This window comes from Edaphosphingomonas haloaromaticamans, assembly GCF_001853345.1.
Taxonomy (GTDB): domain Bacteria; phylum Pseudomonadota; class Alphaproteobacteria; order Sphingomonadales; family Sphingomonadaceae; genus Sphingomonas_E; species Sphingomonas_E fennica.
On the sequence record NZ_MIPT01000001.1, the window covers coordinates 7,501 to 26,221 of the forward strand.

20 protein-coding genes (1 of these 20 cut by a window edge) are annotated in these 18,721 nt (G+C 67.9%); 10 read left to right on the forward strand and 10 right to left on the reverse strand.

All coding sequences use genetic code 11. From position 1 onward, the window contains the following. Positions 1-548: the 3' portion of an SDR family oxidoreductase gene (locus BHE75_RS00040; RefSeq protein ID WP_070931568.1), read on the forward strand. Its footprint begins 184 nt before the window's first position; the window shows 548 of its 732 coding nt (coding positions 185-732); the start codon falls outside the window, past its left edge; the stop codon is at positions 546-548. Between the two features lie 13 nt (positions 549-561). Here the strand turns inward: BHE75_RS00040 and pdeM are convergent, their stop codons facing one another. Next, complete coding sequence (gene pdeM, locus BHE75_RS00045; RefSeq protein WP_070931570.1) at positions 562-1,224, reverse strand: ligase-associated DNA damage response endonuclease PdeM; 663 nt, start codon at positions 1,222-1,224, stop codon at positions 562-564. Positions 1,225-1,258: 34 nt separating this feature from the next. Then, positions 1,259-1,972, reverse strand: coding sequence for a dienelactone hydrolase family protein (locus BHE75_RS00050; protein ID WP_070931572.1), 714 nt, complete (start codon positions 1,970-1,972; stop codon positions 1,259-1,261). A 217-nt stretch (positions 1,973-2,189) separates the two neighbouring features. On the opposite strand from BHE75_RS00050, the gene gpmA reads away from it, so the two are divergent. The 7 genes from gpmA (at position 2,190) to BHE75_RS00085 (ending at position 7,922) form a co-directional block, all read left to right on the forward strand. Then, positions 2,190-2,876, forward strand: a complete 687-nt coding sequence (gene gpmA / locus BHE75_RS00055) for a 2,3-diphosphoglycerate-dependent phosphoglycerate mutase (protein WP_070931575.1) — start codon at positions 2,190-2,192, stop codon at positions 2,874-2,876. 97 nt (positions 2,877-2,973) lie between these two features. Beyond that, positions 2,974-3,462 carry a 5-(carboxyamino)imidazole ribonucleotide mutase gene (purE, locus tag BHE75_RS00060; protein ID WP_015458725.1) on the forward strand — a complete coding sequence of 163 codons (489 nt, stop codon included), beginning with the start codon at positions 2,974-2,976 and terminating at the stop codon, positions 3,460-3,462. Between the two features lie 9 nt (positions 3,463-3,471). After that, positions 3,472-4,536: a 5-(carboxyamino)imidazole ribonucleotide synthase gene (locus BHE75_RS00065; RefSeq protein ID WP_070931577.1), complete on the forward strand. Its 1,065-nt coding sequence runs from the start codon at positions 3,472-3,474 to the stop codon at positions 4,534-4,536. A gap of 47 nt (positions 4,537-4,583) precedes the next feature. Then, positions 4,584-4,901 carry a hypothetical protein gene (locus tag BHE75_RS00070; RefSeq protein WP_041865321.1) on the forward strand — a complete coding sequence of 106 codons (318 nt, stop codon included), beginning with the start codon at positions 4,584-4,586 and terminating at the stop codon, positions 4,899-4,901. Positions 4,902-5,003: 102 nt separating this feature from the next. After that, on the forward strand, positions 5,004-6,203 hold the full coding sequence (sucC, locus tag BHE75_RS00075; protein WP_015458728.1) for an ADP-forming succinate--CoA ligase subunit beta: 1,200 nt from the start codon (positions 5,004-5,006) through the stop codon (positions 6,201-6,203). A 43-nt stretch (positions 6,204-6,246) separates the two neighbouring features. Then, complete coding sequence (locus BHE75_RS00080; RefSeq protein WP_015458729.1) at positions 6,247-6,996, forward strand: electron transfer flavoprotein subunit beta/FixA family protein; 750 nt, start codon at positions 6,247-6,249, stop codon at positions 6,994-6,996. Next, on the forward strand, positions 6,993-7,922 hold the full coding sequence (locus BHE75_RS00085; RefSeq protein ID WP_015458730.1) for an electron transfer flavoprotein subunit alpha/FixB family protein: 930 nt from the start codon (positions 6,993-6,995) through the stop codon (positions 7,920-7,922). Before BHE75_RS00080 ends, BHE75_RS00085 begins: the two co-directional genes overlap by 4 nt. A gap of 81 nt (positions 7,923-8,003) precedes the next feature. On the opposite strand, the gene BHE75_RS00090 is transcribed toward BHE75_RS00085, so the two are convergent. The 5 genes from BHE75_RS00090 to uvrB all read right to left on the reverse strand — a co-directional run bounded on the left by BHE75_RS00090 (position 8,004) and on the right by uvrB (position 13,027). Further along, positions 8,004-8,333 carry a PilZ domain-containing protein gene (locus BHE75_RS00090; RefSeq protein WP_015458731.1) on the reverse strand — a complete coding sequence of 110 codons (330 nt, stop codon included), beginning with the start codon at positions 8,331-8,333 and terminating at the stop codon, positions 8,004-8,006. Positions 8,334-8,386: 53 nt separating this feature from the next. After that, positions 8,387-9,595 (reverse strand): Na+/H+ antiporter NhaA, encoded by a 1,209-nt coding sequence (gene nhaA / locus BHE75_RS00095; protein WP_070931579.1) that lies wholly within the window; start codon positions 9,593-9,595, stop codon positions 8,387-8,389. Between the two features lie 80 nt (positions 9,596-9,675). Further along, complete coding sequence (locus tag BHE75_RS00100; protein ID WP_070931581.1) at positions 9,676-9,960, reverse strand: hypothetical protein; 285 nt, start codon at positions 9,958-9,960, stop codon at positions 9,676-9,678. 104 nt (positions 9,961-10,064) lie between these two features. Beyond that, entirely contained in the window at positions 10,065-10,622 is a 558-nt protein-coding gene (locus tag BHE75_RS00105) for a hypothetical protein (protein WP_015458734.1), read from the reverse strand. A gap of 209 nt (positions 10,623-10,831) precedes the next feature. Further along, complete coding sequence (gene uvrB / locus BHE75_RS00110) at positions 10,832-13,027, reverse strand: excinuclease ABC subunit UvrB (protein ID WP_070931583.1); 2,196 nt, start codon at positions 13,025-13,027, stop codon at positions 10,832-10,834. Positions 13,028-13,093: 66 nt separating this feature from the next. On the opposite strand from uvrB, the gene BHE75_RS00115 reads away from it, so the two are divergent. Further along, entirely contained in the window at positions 13,094-13,639 is a 546-nt protein-coding gene (locus tag BHE75_RS00115; protein WP_070931585.1) for a DUF3617 domain-containing protein, read from the forward strand. 109 nt (positions 13,640-13,748) lie between these two features. Further along, a complete protein-coding gene (locus BHE75_RS00120) occupies positions 13,749-14,597 on the forward strand; it encodes a 2OG-Fe(II) oxygenase (RefSeq protein ID WP_070931587.1) in 849 nt (282 codons plus the stop codon). 56 nt (positions 14,598-14,653) lie between these two features. Here BHE75_RS00120 and holA read toward each other — a convergent pair whose 3' ends face one another. From holA to leuS, 3 genes are read right to left on the reverse strand one after another with little or no spacing between them, the layout of a single operon-like run. Further along, the gene (gene holA / locus BHE75_RS00125) at positions 14,654-15,682 is read right to left on the reverse strand and encodes a DNA polymerase III subunit delta (RefSeq protein WP_070931589.1); all 1,029 of its coding nucleotides are present in this window, start codon (positions 15,680-15,682) and stop codon (positions 14,654-14,656) included. Next, positions 15,679-16,197: an LPS assembly lipoprotein LptE gene (gene lptE, locus BHE75_RS00130; protein ID WP_015458739.1), complete on the reverse strand. Its 519-nt coding sequence runs from the start codon at positions 16,195-16,197 to the stop codon at positions 15,679-15,681. Before lptE ends, holA begins: the two co-directional genes overlap by 4 nt. Further along, positions 16,194-18,713: a leucine--tRNA ligase gene (gene leuS, locus BHE75_RS00135; protein ID WP_070931591.1), complete on the reverse strand. Its 2,520-nt coding sequence runs from the start codon at positions 18,711-18,713 to the stop codon at positions 16,194-16,196. Before leuS ends, lptE begins: the two co-directional genes overlap by 4 nt. Between the last annotated feature and the right edge of the window lie 8 nt (positions 18,714-18,721).

Here is an 18,721-nt window from a genome sequence, read left to right on the forward strand (position 1 = left end):
TCGACGTCACCGATCGCGCCAGCATGGAGGCTTTCGTCGCCACCGCCCTGGAGAAGCACGGCCGTGTCGACGTGCTCGTCAACAATGCCGGCCTGATGCCGCTTTCGCCGATCGCCGCGCTGAAGGTCGACGAATGGGACCGGATGGTGGATGTGAACATCAAGGGCGTGCTGAACGGCATCGCCGCCGCCCTGCCGCGGATGAAGGCCCAGGGCAGCGGCCATTTCGTCAACATCTCCTCGATCGCCGGCCACCGGGTGATGGAGACGGGCGCCGTCTATTCGGCAACCAAATATGCGGTGCGCGCGCTTTCGGAAGGGTTGCGGCTGGAAAATCAGGATATCCGCGTCACCGTGGTCTCGCCGGGCGTGACCGAATCCGAGCTGGCCGGCACCATCACCCATGCCGAGACCCGGGCGATGATCGAACGCTATCGCGAGACCGCCATCCCGGCCGATGCGATCGCCCGCGCCATCGCCTTTGCCATCGAGCAGCCCGGCGATGTCGATGTGAACGAGATCGTCGTCCGCCCCACCGCGGCGCGCTGAGCGCCGGCGGCGCTCAGGCCGCGAGCGGGAAGCGGAGCATCCGATCGGCGAGCGGCACCCAGGCCTGGGCGGGGCCGCCCACCGCGCGGAGGATTTCGGGATGGCCGGCATCGAGCCCGCCGGTGAGCGCGCCGAAGGCCGGCAGGATCAGCTTGGTGGCGCTGGCGACGAAGCAGCGGCGGGCCACCTGCCGGCCGCGCATCGAAACGCGCAGCTTCGGGTGATAATGGCCCGACAGCTCCGGCCGGGGATCGGCGGGGTCGGCTTCGTGACGGAGCAGCAGGCCCTCCACCTCGGCTTCCGCCGTCACCGCCCCGCCGCAGCGATCGACCATGCCGGCATCGTGATTGCCGGTGATCCAGGTCCAGCGCATCGCGCCCGCCATCCGGCGGAGCAGCGCCTCGGCCGGCGCAGGCAGCCGGTCGCAGCCGGCGGAATCGTGGAAGCTGTCCCCCAGGCACCATATCTCCGCCGCATCCACGTCGCGCGCGATGCGATCGAGATCGGTGAGGGTGGCCATGGAATCATAAGGCGGCAGCATCTGCCCGCCGGCGGCGAACCAGCTCGCTTTTTCGAGATGGAGATCGGCGACGAGCAGCGCGCGCCGGCCCGGCAGGAACAGGGCGCCGTGCGGCAGCGCGGCCAGATCGACTCCACAGAACGAAAAGCGAACCATGGGAGGCGCTATAAGGCGAGCCCCCCGCCCCGCGCTACCCCCACAATTCGCCAAGGAAGTTGCCGAACGCCTGCCAGGAGCGGCGATCGGCATCGGGCTGGTAGGCAAGGCCAGGACCGCTCGCCTCGGGCGAGGTGAAGGCATGGCCGGTGTGGCCATAGGCATGGATCTGCCAGTCGGCCCCGGCGGCCGTCAGCTCCCGCGCGAGCGCGACGGTCGCCTCCGGCGGGCAGAGCGGGTCGTCCCAGCCGTGGAACACGATCAGCCGGGCGCGGATCGGATCGGCATTGGCGAAGGGCGGCGGATCATAGACGCCGTGGAAGCTCGCCACCCCGTCCACGTCCGCGCCCGAGCGGGCGAGATCGAGCACGCACTTGCCGCCGAAGCAGAAGCCAATCGCGGCGACGCGCGCGGCGTCGGTTTCCGGCTGGGCGCGGATCGCCGCCAGCGACGCGAGCAGGCGACCCTGCAATATCTTCCGGTCGCCGCCGGCTTCCTGCATCAGCGCGAAGGCGGATTCCCGGTCCGCCGGCCGCCTGCCCTTGCCATAGACGTCAGCGGCGAAAGCGACATAGCCTTGCGCCGCCAGCGCCTTGCCGCGTTCGATATCGAACGCCTTGAGCCCCATGACATTGGGGAAGACCAGCACGCCGGGGCGCGGGCCGGAAACGGCATCATCCCATATATAGACGCCTTCGAACGGGCCGCCGGGGCCGTCATGCTCGACGGGTCGGGTCTGGATCGTCATGGGGCCTTCCTCCGGCAGGGCGGGTTCGTCCGCGTTCCTAGAGCCTTTTCGAAGCAGGTGGAATCTCCCATGGCGCGGAAGGGCGCACCGGGCGGGCCGTTCGGCGCCGACGGCCCGGAAAGTGCGCCCGCCCCGACGGCAATCGTGCCGAGACACGTTGCGCCCGCCGCNCGAGCCGCTAGTTAGCGGCCCGAATCGTCAAAATCCGGGAGCCGCCATGCCCACGCTCGTCCTGATCCGCCACGGCCAGTCCGCCTGGAACCTCGAAAACCGCTTCACCGGCTGGTGGGACGTGACGCTGACCGAGCAGGGAATCGCCGAGGCCAAGGCCGCCGGCGAGCTGATGGCCGCCAAGGGCCTGGATTTCGACATCGCCTTCACCAGCCTGCAGACCCGCGCGATCAAGACGCTGAACATCGCCCTGGAGGCGATGGGCCGGCTGTGGCTGCCGGTGGAGAAGGACTGGCGGCTGAACGAGCGCCATTATGGCGGGCTGACCGGCCTCAACAAGGCGGAGACCGCCGCCAAGCATGGCGAGGCGCAGGTGAAGATCTGGCGCCGCTCGTTCGATGTGCCGCCGCCGCCGCTGGAAGCCGGCAGCGAATGGGATCTTTCCGGTGATCGCCGCTATGCCGGCATCGCCATTCCCAATACCGAAAGCCTGAAGGACACGATCGCCCGCGTGCTGCCTTATTGGGAACAGCGGATCGCGCCCGCGCTGCGGTCCGGCCAGCGGGTCGTGATCTCCGCGCACGGCAATTCGCTGCGCGCGCTGGTGAAGCATCTGTCGCACATCCCGGACGATGAGATCACCGAGCTGGAGATCCCGACCGGGCAGCCGATCGTCTACGAGCTTGCCGACGATCTTTCCGCGAAGGACCGTTACTATCTGTCCGAACGCTGAGGTGGCGCCCGCCGGCGCCGGCGGGCCGCAGACCCAGTTGCATCTAGCGCGCCGCGCCGTCCCGCATTAAGGACCGCGCTTTGCCGGGGGAACGAGAATGGCCGATGCCGGGCCGCTGATCGGGATCATCATGGGCTCCCGCTCCGACTGGGAGACGATGCGCCATGCCGCCGAGACGCTCGACGCGCTCGGCATCGCGCACGAATGCAAGGTCGTTTCCGCGCACCGCACGCCCGAGCGGCTTTATGATTATGCGAAGTCCGCCGCCGGGCGCGGCCTGCGCGTGGTGATCGCGGGCGCCGGCGGTGCCGCCCACCTGCCGGGCATGGCCGCATCGATGACGCGCCTGCCCGTGCTGGGCGTGCCCGTGGAATCCAAGGCGCTGAGCGGCATGGACAGCCTGCTTTCCATCGTCCAGATGCCGGCGGGCATCCCGGTGGGCACGCTGGCCATCGGCCGGGCCGGCGCGGTCAACGCCGCCCTGCTCGCCGCCGCGATCCTCGCCACCACCGACGAGGCGCTGGCCGCCCGGCTGGACGCCTGGCGCGCGCGGCAGACCGCCGACGTCGCCGAAACGCCGGAGTAAGGGCTGAGGATGATCGTTCCCCCCGGTTCGCGCATCGGCATCATCGGCGGCGGCCAGCTGGGCCGCATGCTGGCCCTGGCGGCGGCGCGACTCGGCTATCGCTGCCATATCTACGCGCCCGAGGCGAGCGGGCCGGCCGCCGACGTTTCGGCAAGCTGGACGCAGGGCGCCTATGAGGATGCCGATGCGCTGGCCGCCTTCGCCGCCACCGTCGACGTCCTGACCTACGAGTTCGAGAATGTGCCCGTGGCGCCGGTGAAGCTGCTGGCATCGCGCCTCCACCCCAATCCGATCGCGCTGGAAGTGGCGCAGGACCGGCTGGCCGAGAAGGATTTCGTCGCCGGGCTCAACCTGCGGCCCGCGCCCTATCGCGCGGTGGACGATCTGGAGGGCTTGCGCGCCGCGATCGCCGATCTCGGCGCGCCCGCGATCCTCAAGACGCGCCGCTTCGGCTATGACGGCAAGGGCCAGGCGCGCATCGCCTCCCCCGCCGATGCCGAGGCCGCCTGGGCGGCGATCGGCAGCCGGCCGGCGGTGCTGGAGGGATTCGTCCGCTTCGACCGGGAATTCTCGATCATCGCCGTGCGCGGCATCGATGGCGCCTTCGCCACCTGGGACGCACCGGACAATGTCCACGAAAACGGCATCCTCGCCCTTTCCACCGTGCCCGCCGGGCCGCTGGTGCAGGCGCAGGTGGAGGAAGCCGTGGCGATGACCCGGCGAGTCGCCGAGGCGCTGGATTATGTCGGCGTGCTCGCGGTGGAATATTTCGCCACCGCCGGCGGGCCGGTGTTCAACGAGATGGCGCCCCGCGTCCACAATAGCGGCCACTGGACGATCGAGGGGGCGGTGACCTGCCAGTTCGAAAACCATATCCGCGCGATCTGCGGCCTGCCGCTCGGCTCCACCGCGCTCGCCGCGCCGCGAGTCGAAATGCGCAACCTGATCGGCGCCGAAGCGGACGACTGGCCCGCAATTCTCGCCGATCCGACCGCCCATCTCCATCTCTACGGCAAGGGGGCGCCGCGCCCCGGGCGCAAGATGGGCCATGTCACCCGGCTGCTCGCCGGCTGATTCCCGCTCAGCTCCGATTCATCGGTTCGGACAAAATAAGCATGGCCATGAAGACATATTTCCCCGTGATCGCCGGCGCGCTCGCGCTTGCCGGCTGCGCCTCCACCTCGCCCGAGGCCCGGGTGCGGGCATCGCTGATCGACGCCGGGATCGCCCCGCCGATCGCCGGCTGCATGGCGGAACGCATGGTCGACAGGCTTTCGATAACCCAGCTCAAACGCTTGCAGTCGCTGGCGAAGATGCCCGATCGCGATATCGGATCGATGACCATCGACCAGTTCCTCCACCACCTGCGCGCATTGAAGGACCCGGAGATATTCGCCGTGGTCAGCCGGGCAGGCATAGGCTGCGCCATAGCCGGCTGACCGGCCCATCTTTGCGCCGGATGCCGCGCGTGCGGGCTTTCATTCGCGACACTTTCATGCTTTAGCCCGGCGGATTTTGAACCGGAGCAGGCTGGGAGCGTCATGAACATCCACGAATATCAGGCCAAGGAACTGCTGGCGAAGTTCGGCGTCGCGATTCCCGCGGGGCACGCCGCCCTGACGGTCGACGAAGCGGTCGCCGCCGCCGGCAAGCTCCCCGGACCGCTTTATGTGGTGAAGGCCCAGATCCACGCGGGCGGCCGCGGCAAGGGCAAGTTCAAGGAACTGCCGGCCGACGCCAAGGGCGGCGTGCGCCTTTCCAAGACCCTGGACGAAGTGCGCGCGAATGCGGCCGACATGCTGGGCAACACCCTCGTCACCATCCAGACGGGCGAAGCCGGCAAGCAGGTGAACCGCCTCTACATCACCGACGGCGCGGACATCGCCAAGGAATATTACCTCTCCATGCTGGTCGATCGTAAGACCGGCCGGATCGCCATGATCGTCTCCACCGAAGGCGGCATGGACATCGAGGAAGTGGCGCACAGCACGCCCGAGAAGATCCGCACCATCACCATCGACCCGGCCGAAGGCTTCCAGCCGCACCATGGCCGCGCCGTGGCCTTTGCGCTTCAGCTGAAGGGCGATCTCAACAAGCAGGCCGTGAAGCTCGCCGGCCAGCTCTACGAGGCGTTCACCGCCACCGACATGGCGATGCTCGAGATCAACCCGCTGATCGAGACGACCGACGGCAAGCTGCTGGTGCTCGACGCCAAGGTGAGCTTCGACTCGAACGCCCTCTTCCGCCACCCGGATATCCTGGCGCTGCGCGACGAGACCGAGGAGGATCCCGCCGAGGTCGAAGCGTCGAAGTATGACCTCGCCTACATCAAGCTGGACGGCAATATCGGCTGCATGGTCAACGGCGCCGGCCTCGCCATGGCGACGATGGACATCATCAAGCTCAATGGCGCCTTCCCGGCCAACTTCCTCGACGTGGGCGGGGGCGCCAGCAAGGAGAAGGTGACGGAAGCCTTCAAGCTGATCCTCAGCGACCCGGCGGTGGAAGGCATCCTCGTCAACATCTTCGGCGGCATCATGCGCTGCGATATCATCGCCGAGGGCATCGTCGCGGCCGCCAAGGAAGTGAATCTTTCGGTTCCGCTGGTCGTCCGCCTCGAAGGCACCAACGTCCAGCAGGGCAAGGACATCCTCGCCAATAGCGGCCTGCCGATCGTGGCCGCCGACGATCTGGGCGACGCCGCCAAGAAGATCGTGGCGCAGGTGAAGAAGGCCGCCTGATCACTCCTCCCCAGGGAGATCGGAAGGCTCAAGGAGACAGCTCATGAAGCTATTGGTGCCCGTGAAGCGGGTGATCGATTATAATGTGAAGCCGCGGGTGAAGATGGACGGGACCGGCGTCGATCTGGCCAACGTCAAGATGTCGATGAACCCGTTCGACGAGATCGCGGTCGAGGAAGCCATCCGCCTGAAGGAAAAGGGCGTGGCGACCGAGATCGTCGCGGTTTCGATCGGCGAGGCGAAGGCGCAGGAGACCCTGCGCACGGCGCTGGCGATGGGCGCGGATCGCGCGATCCTGGTGGTGGCCGAGGGCGAGGTGGAGCCGCTGGCGGTCGCCAAGATCCTGAAGGCGATCGTCGACGAGGAACAGCCCGGCCTGGTGATCCTGGGCAAGCAGGCGATCGACGACGATTCCAACCAGACCGGCCAGATGCTGGCGGCGCTGACCGGCCGGCCGCAGGGCACCTTCGCCAGCGCCGTCACCGTCGAAGGCGACAGCGTGAAGGTGACCCGCGAGGTGGACGGCGGCCTCGAGACCGTGAGCCTCAAGGCCCCGGCGATCGTCACCACCGATCTTCGCCTGAACGAGCCGCGCTACGCCTCGCTGCCGAACATCATGAAGGCCAAGTCCAAGCCGCTCGCGCAGAAGACCCCGGCCGATTACGGCGTGGACACCAGCCCGCGCCTCAAGACCCTCAACGTCTCCGAGCCGCCCAAGCGGACGGCGGGCGTGAAGGTTGCGGATGTTGACGAGCTTGTCGCCAAGCTCAAGGCGCTGGGAGTTGCGGCATGACCGTTCTGGTTCTGGTCGAACATGACAATGCGTCCGTGAAGGATGCGACGCTCGCCGCCGTCACCGCGGCGGGCAAGCTGGGCGAGGTCCACGCGCTGGTCGCGGGTTCGGGCGCGCAGGCCGCGGCCGATGCCGCCGCCAAGATCGCCGGCGTTTCCAAGGTGCTGCTGGCGGACGACGCGGCCTATGCCCATGCCCTGCCGGAAAATGTGGCGCCGCTGGTCGTGGACCTGATGGCGAATTACGATGCGTTCGTGGCGCCCGCCACGTCGAACGGCAAGAATATCGCGCCGCGCGTCGCCGCCCTGCTGGACGTGATGCAGATCTCCGACATCCTGTCGGTGGAATCAGCCGATACGTTCACCCGGCCGATCTATGCCGGCAACGCGATCGCCAAGGTGCAGTCGTCGGATGCCAAGAAGGTGATCACGGTGCGCGGCACCGCCTTCGAGAAGGCGGCGCGCGAGGGCGGATCGGCAGCCGTGGAAGCGGTGGCCGGCAAGGGCGATTCGGGGCTGTCGAGCTTCGTCGGCGCGGAAATCTCCAAGTCCGAGCGGCCGGAGCTGACGTCGGCCAAGATCATCGTCTCGGGCGGCCGCGCGCTGCAGAACAGCGAGAATTTCCACACGATCATCGAGCCGCTCGCCGACAAGCTGGGCGCGGCCGTCGGCGCGAGCCGCGCGGCGGTGGACGCGGGCTATGTGCCCAACGACTATCAGGTCGGCCAGACCGGCAAGATCGTCGCCCCGGAAGTCTATATCGCGGTCGGCATCTCGGGCGCGATCCAGCACCTCGCCGGCATGAAGGATTCCAAGACCATCATCGCCATTAACAAGGACGAGGACGCCCCCATCTTCCAGGTGGCGGACATCGGCCTGGTCGGCGACCTGTTCAAGGTCGTGCCGGAACTGACCGACAAGCTCTGAGCCTCCGGCCTCGTTAAAATGCGAAGGGCGGCCCGCGACGGCCGCCCTTTTGCTGTCCGGTCCCGGCCACCGGAGCCGGAATCAGTGGAGATTGGGCGCCTCGGCCACGATCCGCACCAGCATTTCGGGCGAGAGCGGCGTTTCGAACTGGCAGCCGAGCCGCTGGTCGTCGGACCAGATCACGCGCGCGGCCAGCGCCGGAAAGCCCGGCACGCGCAGCCAGATCGGCCGGCCCGGCTCGACCCGCGCATAGCTGCGCGCCATGAAGCCGGCGAGCGAGATATTGGAGAGCACGCAGCCGATGCCGCGCGCGCCGGCCATGCGCAGGCTGGCATTGATATCGACCGGACGGCGCGTGTCGTTGCGCGAATCTTCCGCCCGCTGTTCGTGAATCACCGCCAGTATCCGCACGATCGTCCATCCGATTCCCAGTGGGAAGAACGAACGGAGGTAGCGATGGATGCTTAATTTTTTCCTTTTGCGGGCGCGAGGCGCAGCAGCGTGAAGCCGGCCAGCGCCGACAGCAGCGAGCCGCCGAGAACGCCGATCCTCACCTCGTCCATCAGCAGCGGATCGACGAAGGCGAGGCCGCCGATGAACAGACTCATCGTGAAGCCGATGCCGCAGAGCAGCGACACCCCATAGACCTGGAGCCAGGTCGCCCCGGCCGGGCGATCGCCGATCCGCAGCGCCACCGCCAGCCGGATGCTGGCGAAGATGCCGGCCTGCTTGCCGAGGAACAGGCCGAGCGCGATGCCGAGCGGCAGCGGCGCGAAAAGCTGCTCGGCCCCCACCCCGTTGAGCGAAACGCCGGCATTGGCAAAGCCGAACAAGGGGACGATGGCGTAGGCGACCCAGGGATGGAGGCCATGTTCCAGCCGGTGCAGCGGGGAATCATCGGCATCGGGCGCGGCCGGCGTGACGCGCAGCGGAATCGCCATCGCCGCCAGCACGCCGGCGATCGTCGCGTGCACGCCCGACGACAGCACCGCGAACCACAAGGCGGCCGCCAGCAGCAGATAGGGCCAGAGCCGCATCACCTTCAGCCGGTTGAGGACGAACATCGCCGCCCACAGCATGGCGGCGGCCAGCAGCGCTGCTCCCCCGATGCTGGCGGTATAGGCGACGGCGATGATCACCACGGCGCCCATGTCGTCGACGATCGCCACGGTGGTGAGGAACAGCTTGAGCGATGTCGGCGCGCGGCTGCCGAGCAGCGCCAGCACGCCGATGGCGAAGGCGATGTCGGTGGCCGAAGGGATCGCCCATCCCCGGATCAGCGCCGGCGCCGCGCCGGTGACGGCGAGATAGACGATGGCCGGCGCGATCATGCCGCCGGCGGCCGCGACGATGGGCAGGCCGCGATTCTTCCAGGTGGAAAGATGGCCGTCGAGAAACTCGCGCTTTATCTCCAGCCCCACCAGCATGAAGAACAGCGCCATCAGCGCATCGTTGATCCACAGATGCACCGTCATGGGTCCCAGCTTGTCGCTGAGCACCGGCCCGGTCCGGTGATGGAGCAGGTGGAAATAGGATTCGGCCAGGGGGCTGTTGGCGACGATCATCGCCAGGATGGCGGCGGCGATCAGCAGGATGCCGCCAGACGCCTCGGACCGCAGGAAATCGCGCAATGCGGAGTTCGCGCCCCGCCGGGGAAGTGGGGCTTTCGTCACTGCCGGTCCTCATCAGCCTGGAATGGATCGCGATCCAGCCTAGCCGATGATCCGGGCGAACTGAACCACCGTGCGGCGGCTCAGGGCAGGTCGACCGGCATCTTCAGTTTGACGCCGGCCCCCCGCAGCCGCCAGCGGATGGCCGGCGGATCGGGCGCCGCGATGCGCAGCGGTTCGCCCAGCAGCCAGCGATCCCGCGCCATATCGGCCGGGCTCTGCCTTTCGACCGGCGATTTCCAGGCATCGGCAAGCAGCACCGGCATCGCTCCATGCCGGCCGGCCGCCGGCCTTTCCGGCGCGGCCGCCGCTTCGGCGGAAAGGCCGAGCGGCAAGAATCCCAGGATAAGGACCGTCCTCCAGTCCATGGCACGCTCCCTTACGGCGCATGCGGGTAGAAAGCGCGGAGAGGCCCGGCGGTTCCCTTCGGCCGGGAAGGGCAGGCCCGGCGGCAACCGGGCCTGCCACGAGATCAGAAGTGGTAGATGATGCCGGCGGTCGGCCGGATGCTCTGGAAATCATAGGTGCTGGCTTCCAGCCGCAGGCGGACGCCGCTGGCGCGGGTGAGGCCGCCAAGGCCGATATCCTGCGGCCCGACCTCGACGCCCATGCCGTATGACCAGTCGTCATCCTTGTTGCCGGGGCCGTCGGGATCGATCCACTGGCGGCCGCCCTTCACATAGATCAGCCCGCTCTTGCCGGCGCGGGCGCCGAAGCGGCCATAGACGCCATATTCCCAGTCTATGCCGCTGAAGCCGCGCGCCCAATTGCCTTCGACGCCGACGAAGACCGGCCCGACCGGCACGTTGACGCCGCCGACCGCCTCGATCACCGCGCCGTCCACGCAGCCCGACGCGCCGTTGCAGTTGCGGGTAAGCGGGCCGCGATTGTCGCTGTCGAAATCATGATAGCCCGCCATCAGGCCGATATAGGGTTCCATGCCCAGCGGCAGGGAGCTGCCATCCTGGGCATATGCCGCGGCCGGCGCCAACAGGGCGGCGGCGGAGGCGATCATCAACATTTTGCGCATACTCATGATCCTTGCTGCCAAGGAGACGCGACGGTCATCCGCGCGCCGAGGACTCGCCCCCAAGCCCTCGCCCCGCACAACGCGGCGCGGTGTCATCCCGTTGCAAGATCATGGTTTTCGCCCGAAAACTGTGGCCCCAGCGCAACGGCGTGGAGACGGCAGGTGCGATTCCGGCGGCGGGCCGATCACCGGCGGGCGGAACGGAGGGCCTAGCGCCCCCGCCGGGCGGACCGTGCCGCCTTGGCCTTGCCGTAACGGGTGGTGCGGGTGCCGGGCCGGCCGCTGGAGGCATGTTCCTTGAGCGGGGCGCGATGTTCCTCGACCGGCAGGCCCAGCTCCTGCTGCTCAAGCCGGCGGATCTCGTCGCGCAGCCGGCCCGCTTCCTCGAACTCGAGATCGGCGGCCGCCTTGCGCATGCGGCCTTCCAACTCCTCGATATAGGCGCGCAGATTATGGCCGACCATGTGCGACCGTTCCTCGATGCCGGTATCGACCGTCACCTGGTCCTTGGACGCGAGATGGCCGACGATATCGGCGACCGCGCGCTTCACGCTTTCCGGCGTGATGCCATGGGCGGTGTTGTAGGCCATCTGCTTTTCGCGGCGACGCTGGGTTTCCGCCATGGCGCGTTCCATCGATCCGGTGATGCGATCGGCATAGAGGATCACCTTGCCGTCGGCATTGCGGGCGGCGCGGCCGATCGTCTGGATCAGCGAGGTTTCGGACCGCAGGAAACCTTCCTTGTCCGCATCGAGGATCGCCACCAGCCCGCATTCGGGGATGTCGAGCCCCTCGCGCAACAGGTTGATGCCGACCAGCACGTCATAGACGCCCAGGCGAAGATCGCGGATCAGCTCGATACGCTCCAGCGTCTCGACGTCGGAATGCATGTAGCGGACCTTGAGCCCCGCCTCGTGCAGATATTCGGTGAGGTCCTCGGCCATCCGCTTGGTCAGCGTCGTCACCAGCGCGCGATAGCCCTGCGCCGCCACCGCCCGGCATTCGCGGACGAGATCGTCGACCTGGTCCTCGACCGGGCGCACCTCCACCGGCGGATCGATCAGCCCGGTCGGGCGGATCACCTGCTCGACGAAGACGCCGCCGGTCTGCTCCATCTCCCACGAGCCCGGCGTCGCCGAGACGGATACCGTCTGCGGGCGCATCGCATCCCATTCGTTGAAGCGCAGCGGCCGGTTGTCGATGCAGCTCGGCAGGCGGAAGCCATATTCGGCCAGCGTGATCTTCCGCCGATGGTCGCCCCGCGCCATGCCGCCAACCTGCGGCACCGTTTGGTGGCTTTCATCGACGAACAGCAGCGCATTTTCCGGCAGATATTCGAACAAAGTGGGCGGCGGCTCGCCCGGCAGGCGCCCGGTGAGGAAGCGGCTGTAATTCTCGATGCCGGCGCAGCTTCCCGTCGCGGCGATCATCTCCAGATCGAAATTGGTGCGCTGTTCCAGCCGCTGGGCCTCCAGCAGCTTGCCCTCGGCCTGCAGCTCCTTCAGCCGCTCGGCCAGCTCGTGCCGGATCGCCTCGCTCGCCTGCTTCAGGGTCGGCCCCGGCGTCACATAATGGCTGTTGGCATAGACGCGGATATGATCGAGCGAGGCCGCCTTCTTGCCGGTCAGCGGATCGAACTCGACGATCTCCTCGATCTCGTCGCCGAAGAAGGCGATGCGCCAGGCCGAATCCTCATAGTGCGAGGGGAAGATTTCCAGATTGTCGCCGCGCACGCGGAAGGTGCCGCGGGTGAAGGCCTGGTCGTTGCGCTTATATTGCAGCGCCACCAGCTTGCGGATGATCTCCCGCTGGTCGACCGTCTGGCCCTTCTTCAGGTCGAAGATCATCGCCGAATAGGTTTCCACCGATCCGATGCCGTAGAGGCAGGAGACCGAGGCGACGATCAGCACGTCGTCGCGCTCCAGCAGCGATCGGGTGGCCGAATGGCGCATCCGGTCGATCGCCTCGTTGATCGACGATTCCTTCTCTATGTAGGTGTCGGTGCGCGGCACATAGGCTTCGGGCTGGTAATAATCATAATAGCTGACGAAGAACTCGACCGCGTTTTCGGGGAAGAAGCTCTTGAATTCCCCATATAATTGTGCGGCGAGGATCTTGTTGGGCGCCAGCACCAGCGCGGGGCGCTGCAACGCCTCCACCACCTTGGCCATGGTGAAGGTCTTGCCCGATCCGGTGACGCCCAGCAGCACCTGATCGCGCTCGCCCGCCCTCGCCTGCTCCACCAGCTCCGCGATCGCGGCCGGCTGGTCGCCCGCGGGCTGGTAGTCCGAAACGAGCTTGAACGGCTTGCCGCCTTCCGCCTTGGGCGGCCGCTCGGGCCGGTGGGGGACGAAGCCTTCGCCGGTTTCCGGCTCGGCAAGGCTGGTGCGAATCTGGATTGCCATCGGGTGCGAATATGGGATGTTGCCAACCTGTTCGCAATCAGGCGGGCATTCGCAAAGGGGCCCCGGATGAAAATCGCCTATCTGCTGGTGCCGGCGCTGCTTGCCACCGCCGCCTGCGGCAAGAGCGGAACCGGCAACGAAACCGCCGGAACCGCGCCTGCCGCCACGGCCACGGCACCGTCCGGCGGAACCGTGAAGCTGAAGGCCGGCGCCTGGAACGGCACGTCCGAGCTGATATCCATGGAGATGCCGGGCGTGGACCCGGCGCTGCTGAAGAACGGCATCGGCCGGAAGACCGAGTTCCACAATTGCGTGACGCCCGAGCAGGCGGAGCGGCCGCCCGCCGATTTCTTCGCACATCCCGACGTGAAAAATGGAAACTGCACGTCGGAAAAATTCGACATGGCCGGCGGGAAAATCGACGCCGTGGTCGTCTGCGGCGCGCGCGAAGGGCAAGGCGAGCCGCTGCGGATGGAGATGTCGGGCACGTATGCGGCCGATTCCTACGACATGACCGTGCGGATGACGAGCCAGGGCGGCCCCGGCAGCAAGGGCATGACGATGGTGGCGCGTTCGTCCGGCCGGCATGTGGGCGACAGCTGCGAGGGTTGACGCTGGGCTGGCGGATCGTAGGATCGGTGTGCGGTGCACCATCCGCACCGCCGGACAAGCCCCGGCCCGCCTCGATCGAGGCTGATCCTGCTGAGTAGCGAGAAAGCCGATGCCTTTGCTGAATGTTCGCGACGTCCAGGGCTATCTGCATTTCGATCCCGAGGAATGCCGCGCCGCCGGCGAGGCGCTGGCGGCGGACTATGCCGCAGCCGATCCCTTTCCCCATGCGGTGATCGACGATTTCCTGGATGCGGATCTGCTGCGGCGGATCGTCGCCCAATTCCCGTCCACCGAGGGACGCGACTATTTCAATCGCGCGCAGGAACGGCTGAAATACCAGTTCCATCCCAAGTCGATCGAAAGCGCGCTGATCCGCAACCTGCTGGCCGAGCTGAACAGCGATGCCTTCCTGCGCTTCATCGAGGGGATATCCGGCATCAAGGGGCTGATACCCGATCCTTATTATTCGGGCGCCGGCCTGCATGAGATCCATGCCGGCGGGCATCTTTCCGTCCATGCCGATTTCAACATCCACGGCCGGATGAAGGTGGAGCGGCGGCTGAACCTGCTGATCTACCTCAACGACGACTGGCCCGAGGAATATGGCGGCCATCTGGAATTGTGGGACCGGGGCATGAAGGCGCGGCAGAAGGTGATCGCGCCGCTGCTGGGCCGCGCCGTGCTCTTCAACACCGCGCTCGACAGCTATCACGGCCATCCCGAGCCGCTGACCTGCCCGCCCGATCGGGCGCGGCGATCGATCGCGCTTTATTATTACACCGCCTTCCCGGACGGGGCGGCCGCCGTTCCCGAACGCACGACCGTGTTCAAGCCGCGCCCCGGCAGCGGCGACAAGACCGACTGGCAGGTGCGCGGCCGGCATTTCGTGAACGATTGGGTGCCGCACCGGCTGCAGCCCTGGGCGCGCAAGGTGCTGGGGCGCGTCGGCCTGAGCTGATCGGGACGGGCAGAAAGTGGCGGGGCGATCCGGCCGGGGCCGGGCTGGATTCCGGCCTAGCGCAGGCGGCTGGCGGCGCGGGCCAGCGCCAGTATCTCGGTTTCCATCGCGATGATCCCCGGCCCGCCGGNGCGCATCACCTGCCGGCCGGTATCGGCCATGCGGCCGAGCGCGGTGGCCAGCGCCTCGGGCGTCCAGCGGGTCAGGAGCCGGGCCACCCGGTCCTTTTCCTTCCAGAACACCGCGCGTCCGGCCGGGCCCGCCATCACCGCGTCGATCGACTTGCCCTCGGCCACCTCGGCGCGGAGCTGGATCAGCAGCAGCAGCTGACGCTGGAAGGCACGGACGATCGGGATGGCATCGGTGCCGAGCGCGATCAGCCGGGAAAGCTCGTCATCCGCGGCGGCGACGTCGCCGGCCAGCGCCGTATCGACGAGGCGGCTGAGATCGCCTTCCTCGCTGTCGGCCCCCAGCCTGTCCAGCGCTTCATGGTCAAGCGGCCTGGGATGGTCCCGGTCCGCATCGAGGAAAGCCGCGAACTTGTCCAGCTCCTGCCCCAGCACCGCGCGGTCGCCGGCGCTGGCGGCCGCCAGCCGCCGGGCGACGTCGGGCTCGATCAGCAACCCCATCTCCCGCCCCAGCGCCACCGCGATGCGATCGGCGTCGCGCCCCTCGGGCACGTAGCTGGCGAAGGCCATGGCCGCGTCGTCCGCCGTGGCGAGCTTCAGCAGCTTCGAATCCTTGCGCAGCGCGCCGGCGACGGCGACCACGGGATTGCCGGCCTGGGCAAGCGCCAGCAGCGCCTCGACCGCCTCCAATATCTCGTCGCCGGCCGGATCGATCAGGATATGCCGGGGGCCGCCGAACAGGGCGATGGCGGCCGCCTCGTCCGCCAGCAAGGCGGGATCGGCCTTCAGCGTGGCCCCGGCCAGCGCCACCTTCTCGGCATCGGCGCCCAGCGCCTTGGCCAGCCGCTTCGCCAACGCGCGCGACGCCGATTCATCGGGGCCGTGGAGCAGGTAGAAACGGATCGCGGGATCGGCGCGGTCCAGCGCCTGCTCGATCTGCCGCTGGCTGGCCTTCATTGCTCCGTCTGGGTGCGCTTGGCGTAGAGCGCGAGGCGGGCGACGATCTGGTCGGCGATCTGGTTGGAGAGATTCTCGAGCGCGGTCTGTTCGGCCGCGATGGTCGCATATTCCGATCCGACCACGTCGATGCCGGCATCGGAGCCGGCGGTGGCATCCAGCAGCACGGCGGTGCCGTCGATCAGCTTGTAGCGGGCGCGCAGCGTCCGCCGCTCGCGCGTCACGGCATTGTCGGTGCGGACGCCGAAGCCGGTGAGCTGGTCGTCCAGCTCGATCTCCAGCCGGTAGCGCTTCTCCCCCGGCCCGCTGGCGGCCAGCCGGTCGTTGATCGCATTGCGCACCAGCCAGCCGGCCTGCCCCGGAATCGGCGCCACCTCGATATTGGCCAGCGATTGCGCCACCGCGCCCTTGCTGCCGCCGGCATAAAGCGGCTGCAGCCCGCAGCCCGACAGCATCGGCGCGGCAAGGCCGAGCAACGCCAGCGCCAGCAGGGAGGCGGGGCGCGCCGGCCTCATGCGACCAGATTCACCAGGCGATCGGGCACCACGATCACCTTCTTGGGCGTCTTGCCTTCCAGCAGGCGGATCACCTTGTCCGATCCCAGCGCCAGCGCCTCCAGCGCCGGCCGGTCGGTGCCCTTGGGGGCGACGAGCGTGTCGCGCAGCTTGCCGTTGATCTGGATGGCAATCGTCACCTCGTCATCGACCAGCAGCGCCGGATCGGCCTCGGGCCAGGGCGCATCGGCGACGAGGCCGGTTTCGCCCAGCAGGCTCCAGGCTTCCTCGGCGAGGTGCGGCACCATCGGCGCGACGAGACGCACGATCGTCCGCACCGCGAAATCGCGCGAGGCCGAAGGCTGGGCCTTCTCTATGGCGTTGGCGAGCTCGTAGAGCTTGGCGACGGCCTTGTTGAAGGACAGCGCCTCCACATCCTCCGCCACGCCGGCGATGGTGCGGTGGAGCTTGCGGTCCAGGTCCCTGTCCTCGCCCTCGGTGCCCGCGATGCTGCCGGCCAGGCGCCACAGCCGCTGGACGAAGCGCCACGCGCCCTCGATGCCGGCCTCGCTCCAGGCGAGATCGCGCTCGGGCGGGCTGTCGGACAGCATGAACCAGCGCACCGCGTCCGCGCCATATTGATCGACGATAGGCCCCGGATCGACGACGTTCTTCTTGGATTTGGACATCTTCTCGACACGGCCGGGCGTCACCGCCTCGCCGGTCTCGACGATCACCAGCCCGCCGTCGCGATTTTCCACCTCTTCCGGGCTCAGCCAGCGGCCGTCGGGCGCCTTGTAGGTCTCATGCGTCACCATGCCCTGCGTGAACAGGCCGGTGAAGGGCTCGGCAATGTCGATCCGGCCGATCCGCTTGAGCGCCCGCGTCCAGAAGCGCGAATAAAGAAGGTGGAGGATCGCATGCTCCACCCCGCCGATATACTGGCCCACCGGCAGCCACTGCTCGGCCACGGCGCGATCGAACGGCTTGTCCTTGGGCGCGCTGGCGAAGCGGATGAAATACCAGCTCGAATCGACGAAGGTGTCGAGCGTGTCGGTCTCCCGGCGCGCGGGCGCGCCGCAGGACGGGCAATCGACATTCTTCCAGGTCGGATGACGGTCCAGCGGATTGCCCGGCACGTCGAAGGAAACATCCTCGGGCAGCACCACGGGAAGCTGGTCCTTCGGCACCGCCACGGGCCCGCAGGCGTCGCAATGGATGATCGGGATCGGCGTGCCCCAGTAACGCTGGCGGGAAACCCCCCAGTCGCGCAGGCGCCACACGGTGGTGCCGCGGCCCCAGCCTTCGCCTTCGGCCCGGGCGATCACCGCCGCTTTCGCCCCTTCCACCGACATGCCGTCGAGGAAACGGGAATTCACCAGCCGGCCGGGGCCGGTATGGGCCTCGTCGCCGATCGGCGCGTCCGCCTCCTCGGGCGAAGGGGCCACCACCCGTTCGACCGGCAGCGCATATTTGCGGGCGAAATCGAGGTCGCGCTGGTCGTGCGCCGGGCAGCCGAACACCGCGCCGGTGCCATAATCCATCAGCACGAAATTGGCGACGAACAGCGGCAGCTTCCACGTGGGATCGAGCGGGTGGATCACCGAAAGGCCGGTGTCGTAGCCCAACTTCTCGGCGGTCTCGATCTCGGCCGCGGCGGTGCCGGTGCGGCGGCATTCCTCCGAAAAGGCGGCGAGCCGGGCGTCCTGCTCCGCCAGCGCCAGCGCGATCGGATGATCGACCGAGATGGCGGCGAAGCTGGCACCGAACATCGTATCCGGCCGGGTGGTGAACACGTCGAAGCCGTCATGGCCGGCGGCCGGCGCGTCCAGCTTGAAGGTGAAGCGCAGGCCCTGGCTCTTGCCGATCCAGTTTTCCTGCATCAGCCGCACCTTTTCGGGCCACTGCTCCAGCGTGGAGAGGCCTTCCAGCAGCTCGTCGGCGAAATCGGTGATCTTGAGGAACCACTGGCTGAGCTTGCGCCGCTCCACCAGCGCGCCCGAACGCCAGCCGCGCCCGTCGATCACCTGCTCGTTGGCGAGCACCGTCATGTCGACGGGGTCCCAGTTGACCGCCGATTCCTTGCGATAGACGAGGCCGGCCGCATAGAGATCGAGGAACAGCGCCTGTTCCTGCCCGTAATAATCGGGCTCGCAGGTCGCCAGCTCGCGGCTCCAGTCGAGCGCGAAGCCCAGCCGCTTCAGCTGGGCCTTCATCGCGGCGATATTCTCGCGCGTCCAGCTGCCGGGATGGACCTTCTTTTCCATCGCCGCATTCTCGGCCGGCATGCCGAAGGCGTCCCAGCCCATCGGGTGGAGCACCTCATGCCCCGTCATCCGCCGGAACCGGGCCAGCACGTCGCCCATCGTATAGTTGCGCACATGGCCCATGTGGATGCGCCCCGAAGGATAGGGGAACATCTCCAGCACATAGCTTTTGGGCTTGGGGCTGGCATCGTCGGCGCGGAAGGTCTGGCCCTCGTCCCAGGCCGCCTGCCAGCGCTTGTCCGCCGCCTGCGGGTTGAACCGCGTGGTCATGGGGCGTC

Coding starts and splice junctions, on each gene's coding strand:
- BHE75_RS00065 (WP_070931577.1), top strand. CDS start 3,472: ATGATCGTTCCCCCCGGTTCGCGCATCGGCATCATCGGCGGCGGCCAG.
- BHE75_RS00050 (WP_070931572.1), bottom strand. CDS start 1,972: ATGACGATCCAGACCCGACCCGTCGAGCATGACGGCCCCGGCGGCCCG.
- BHE75_RS00120 (WP_070931587.1), top strand. CDS start 13,749: ATGCCTTTGCTGAATGTTCGCGACGTCCAGGGCTATCTGCATTTCGAT.
- purE (WP_015458725.1), top strand. CDS start 2,974: ATGGCCGATGCCGGGCCGCTGATCGGGATCATCATGGGCTCCCGCTCC.
- uvrB (WP_070931583.1), bottom strand. CDS start 13,027: ATGGCAATCCAGATTCGCACCAGCCTTGCCGAGCCGGAAACCGGCGAA.
- leuS (WP_070931591.1), bottom strand. CDS start 18,713: ATGACCACGCGGTTCAACCCGCAGGCGGCGGACAAGCGCTGGCAGGCG.
- BHE75_RS00115 (WP_070931585.1), top strand. CDS start 13,094: ATGAAAATCGCCTATCTGCTGGTGCCGGCGCTGCTTGCCACCGCCGCC.
- BHE75_RS00100 (WP_070931581.1), bottom strand. CDS start 9,960: ATGGACTGGAGGACGGTCCTTATCCTGGGATTCTTGCCGCTCGGCCTT.
- lptE (WP_015458739.1), bottom strand. CDS start 16,197: ATGAGGCCGGCGCGCCCCGCCTCCCTGCTGGCGCTGGCGTTGCTCGGC.
- sucC (WP_015458728.1), top strand. CDS start 5,004: ATGAACATCCACGAATATCAGGCCAAGGAACTGCTGGCGAAGTTCGGC.
- BHE75_RS00070 (WP_041865321.1), top strand. CDS start 4,584: ATGAAGACATATTTCCCCGTGATCGCCGGCGCGCTCGCGCTTGCCGGC.
- gpmA (WP_070931575.1), top strand. CDS start 2,190: ATGCCCACGCTCGTCCTGATCCGCCACGGCCAGTCCGCCTGGAACCTC.
- BHE75_RS00080 (WP_015458729.1), top strand. CDS start 6,247: ATGAAGCTATTGGTGCCCGTGAAGCGGGTGATCGATTATAATGTGAAG.
- BHE75_RS00085 (WP_015458730.1), top strand. CDS start 6,993: ATGACCGTTCTGGTTCTGGTCGAACATGACAATGCGTCCGTGAAGGAT.
- pdeM (WP_070931570.1), bottom strand. CDS start 1,224: ATGGTTCGCTTTTCGTTCTGTGGAGTCGATCTGGCCGCGCTGCCGCAC.
- BHE75_RS00105 (WP_015458734.1), bottom strand. CDS start 10,622: ATGCGCAAAATGTTGATGATCGCCTCCGCCGCCGCCCTGTTGGCGCCG.